4 protein-coding genes are annotated in these 3,791 nt (G+C 60.9%); 3 read left to right on the forward strand and 1 reads right to left on the reverse strand.

Going from position 1 to position 3,791, the window contains the following annotated elements:
* From VZ95_RS27185 to VZ95_RS12185, 3 genes are all read left to right on the forward strand, one after another.
* Nucleotides 1-198 (forward strand): hypothetical protein (locus VZ95_RS27185; RefSeq protein WP_045776082.1); only part of this gene is annotated, 198 nt, incomplete at its 5' end.
* 112 nt (nt 199-310) lie between these two features.
* Nucleotides 311-1,702 carry an MBOAT family O-acyltransferase gene (locus VZ95_RS12180; RefSeq protein ID WP_045776083.1) on the forward strand — a complete coding sequence of 464 codons (1,392 nt, stop codon included), beginning with the start codon at nt 311-313 and terminating at the stop codon, nt 1,700-1,702.
* A 4-nt stretch (nt 1,703-1,706) separates the two neighbouring features.
* Nucleotides 1,707-2,885 (forward strand): hypothetical protein, encoded by a 1,179-nt coding sequence (locus tag VZ95_RS12185; RefSeq protein WP_045776084.1) that lies wholly within the window; start codon nt 1,707-1,709, stop codon nt 2,883-2,885.
* A gap of 114 nt (nt 2,886-2,999) precedes the next feature.
* Here VZ95_RS12185 and VZ95_RS12190 read toward each other — a convergent pair.
* Nucleotides 3,000-3,791, reverse strand: a 792-nt coding sequence (locus VZ95_RS12190; protein WP_045776085.1) for a S1 RNA-binding domain-containing protein, incomplete at its 5' end; no start/stop codon positions are given.

Genomic DNA, 3,791 nt, shown 5'->3' on the forward strand with positions numbered 1-3,791 from the left:
GCCGGGCTTGATTTCTTGCCAAGCGGAGCCGTTAAGGCAATGCCCTTCAGCCTGATCGATAAGAGTAGCCTCGGCAGCCTTCAGGCGCGGTTTGGTGGGAACCAAATTGACTTCGATAAGATTGACTACCGCGCTTTATCCCGAAAATTCTCGGGTAAGGCGGAGTATGACCTCAATCCTGCAAACCTGATCCGCTAGGTGTTCGCTTATACAATCATCTGAGGAATAGTGTCTTCCCCCCCAACACTCGGGTTGGGGGGCGGGGCGATTGGGGTTACAGGGCGCATCAGACTGGGCTTATAATGCCTCTATGCTCTTCCCCTCCGTCCCCTTCCTGTTCTACTTCTTTCCCGTTTTCCTCACCCTCTACCTGCTGCTACCGCAACGGGGCCGGGCGCGGAACGTTTTTCTGTTGGCGGGAAGCCTATTCTTTTACGCCTGGGGCGAACTCGCGAATCTGTGGGTGCTCGTGCTCTCCCTCGTCTTCACCTATGGCGTTGGTTTGCACATTGCTGGTCGCAAGCGCTGGCTGGCAGTCGGGGTGATCGGCCATCTGTTCTTGCTCGGGTGGTTCAAATATGCGGGGTTTGCGCTCGCAACGCTCGCCAGCGTCGGGATTGATCTGCCGCTCACAGCCAAAGACGCCCCCGCGCTGCCGCTGGGGATTTCGTTTTTTACCTTTCACGCCCTTTCCTATCTCATCGACGTCTATCGCGGCAAAGCCCCGCCCGCGCGGCGACTGCCTGATTTGGCGCTCTATATTCTGCTGTTCCCGCAGTTGATCGCCGGGCCGATTGTGCGCTTTTCCACCCTGCACCGGCAGATCACGCGGCGCTGGGTGACGCTCGGGCGAGTGCGGATTGGGATGGAGGTGTTCTGCCTCGGGTTGATGCAAAAGCTGCTGATCGCCGACACCCTCGCCCGCGCGGTCGATCCGATTTTTGCGCTGCCGACCGCCGACCTAACCCCCAGCGTCGCCTGGATGGGGGCGGTGCTCTATACGCTTCAGCTCTATATGGATTTCTCCGGCTATTCCCATATGGCCATCGGCCTTGCGCTGATGCTGGGGTTCCGCTTTCCGCGCAATTTCAACTTCCCCTTACGCGCCACCTCGATCACCGATTTTTGGCGGCGCTGGCATATCAGCCTGTCGCGCTGGTTCCGCGATTATCTCTACATCCCCTTGGGCGGTAGCCGGAACGGGGCCGGACGGACCGCCCTCAATTTGATGCTGGTGTTTCTGCTCTGCGGGCTCTGGCACGGCGCAACCTGGACCGCGCTTGCCTGGGGGGCTTATAATGGGCTGTTTCTGGGGCTCGAACGGGCGGGGCTCGGGCAGTTTCTGGCGCGGCTGCCCGTTCTTGTGCAGCGGGCCTATGCGCTGCTGCTGGTGGTAGCGGGCCTCGTGATTTTCCGGTCCGCCGATTTGGCCCAAACCGGAGCCTTTTGGGCGGCGATGAGCGGGATGGCCGCAACCGACGCCATAACCTCGGTCGCGCGCTTTGCGTCGCCGAGTATCGTTGCTGCGGCAGCTATCGCTGGGCTCAGCCTCCTGCCGCTGAAGCCGATGCTGCCGACGGCCGCCTTCGCCGCCCCGCGTGCGCTAGGGGCACGAACCTTGGCCTGCCTCTTGGCCCTGCTCACGGCGGCGATGCTGCTGGCGCACGGCAGTTACAGCCCCTTCCTCTATTTCCGGTTCTGAGCCCATGCGCCGCCTCGCCCCCCTTCTGCTCATCGCCGCACTCTGGCTGCCCCTCGCCGCGAGCGTCTGGGAGCCGGGGGCCGAACCGCTACTGGAGAACCGCACGCTCGCCCCGCCGCCGTCCCTTCCCCACACCTGGGCGATGGCACTCCGCTTTCCCAACGCCGCCGACGCTTGGGCAAGGGACCATTTCGGCTTTCGCACGCGCCTGCTCGTCGCGTACAACCGCCTGCGCTTTGGGCTGTTCGGCGAATACCCATCGCCCGATCTGCTTGCCGGTAAAGACGGTATGATTTTTTTCAATTTTGGCAGTGCCGAGAATAAGCGCCTCGTGCGCCATCTCTGCGGTTTGAACCTCGACGCCGATCATGTTGCCGACCGGGTGATGGAGGTGACTGCCTTTTTGTTTCAAATGCGTGCCCTCCATCCACAAACCTATTTGCTGGCGATTCCCGATAAATCGCGCGTCTTCCCCGAAGCGCTGCCGGATTGGGTTCAGGCCGAATGTGCCCGCGCAACGCCGCCCTTGGCCAAACTCATGGCAAGCATCGCCACGGTTCCGTGGCTTGAGGGGGCATCGCTCTACCCTCTCGCCGCGCTACGCGCGGCCGACCCGCCCGTTTACCCTAAATCCAATTTTCACTGGAACCTTCCAGGAGCCCGGATGATCGCCGATCTCGCGGCGAAAGACCTGTTTCACATGACCCCAACGGTCGATCTGCCCTATCGCCCGGTGCCGGGGTTTTCGGATTTAACCAGCTTTATGCCGGGGCTAACCCGGCCCATCGCCGAAAGCACGCCCGATTTTGCCGCAGCGGGCATTCGCGCCTGCCAAAATGAGGCCGCCTGCTTTCCAGAGTTCCCCGAGGCCGCCGGGCGGCTCGGCCATCTATCGCGCTTCCAGCAAGTATCGCCCGCGCCCGGCCGCCCGCGCCTGCTGATTTTATCCGACTCGTTCGGCACCGCCCTGGCTCCGGGGTTTGCCCCCTATTTTGCCGAGGTCTGGCATTTTTCGATGAACGACCTGGCGACAAGCCTTACCCCGGCCCAGCGCAGCGCGATGCGGCAAGCAATCTTCGAGCAGTTCCAGCCGGACATTATTCTGCACGCGTATACGGAAACAGCAATTCTCTGGGGAGATTCGTATTTAGAAGTGGTTCGCCGCTTCGTCGTTGGGGAGTAACGCCCCCGTTCCCGCGCCGATGGCACAAGCACGGCCTTCTTAAATCAACAAAAAACCGCCGCCGAGGGTGCCCTCGGCGGCGGTCTTTTTAGCAGCGTTGAAGGGCCGAAAGGCTTACTTCGTCACGTCTTCCTTCTGGCGGGCTTGGCGCATGGCCGCCCCCAGAATATCGCCCAGCGAGGCACCCGAATCGGAGGAGCCGAATTCCGCCATCGCGGCCTTCTCTTCTTCCATTTCGCGGGCCTTGACCGACAGCGATACGCGGCGCGAGCCCTTATCGATCTGGGTCACTTTCGCATCGATCTTGTCACCGACGGAGAAACGTTCGGTGCGTTGATCGGCGCGGTCGCGGGCCAGTTCAACCTTGCGGATGAAGCCGTGAACGCCTTCGGTGATTTCGACTTCGATGCCGTTTTCCTGAACCTGGGTAATGGTGCAGGTGACGACTTCGCCCTTGCGGACGGTGCCGATGGAGGCTTCGAACGGATCGGCGGTGAGCTGCTTAATGCCCAGGCTGATACGCTCTTTTTCCACATCAACATCAAGAACGCGGACGCGCACTTGGTCGCCCTTCTTGAAGTCTTGGATGGCTTCTTCGCCCGGACGTTCCCAATCGATATCCGACAGGTGAACCATGCCGTCGATGTCGCCGGGCAGACCCACGAACAGACCGAATTCGGTGATGTTCTTGACTTCGCCTTCCAGCTCCGTATTGGCCGGGAACTTGGTCACGAACGTATCCCACGGATTGTCCATGCACTGCTTCAGGCCAAGGCTGATGCGACGCTTCACCGGATCGACATCCAGCACCATCACTTCGACTTCTTGACTGGTCGAAACAATCTTGCCCGGATGAACGTTCTTCTTCGTCCAGCTCATTTCGGAGACATGGACCAGGCCTTCGAT

Origin of the sequence: Elstera litoralis, from assembly GCF_000963705.1 — a bacterium.
Taxonomy (GTDB): Bacteria; Pseudomonadota; Alphaproteobacteria; order Elsterales; family Elsteraceae; genus Elstera; species Elstera litoralis.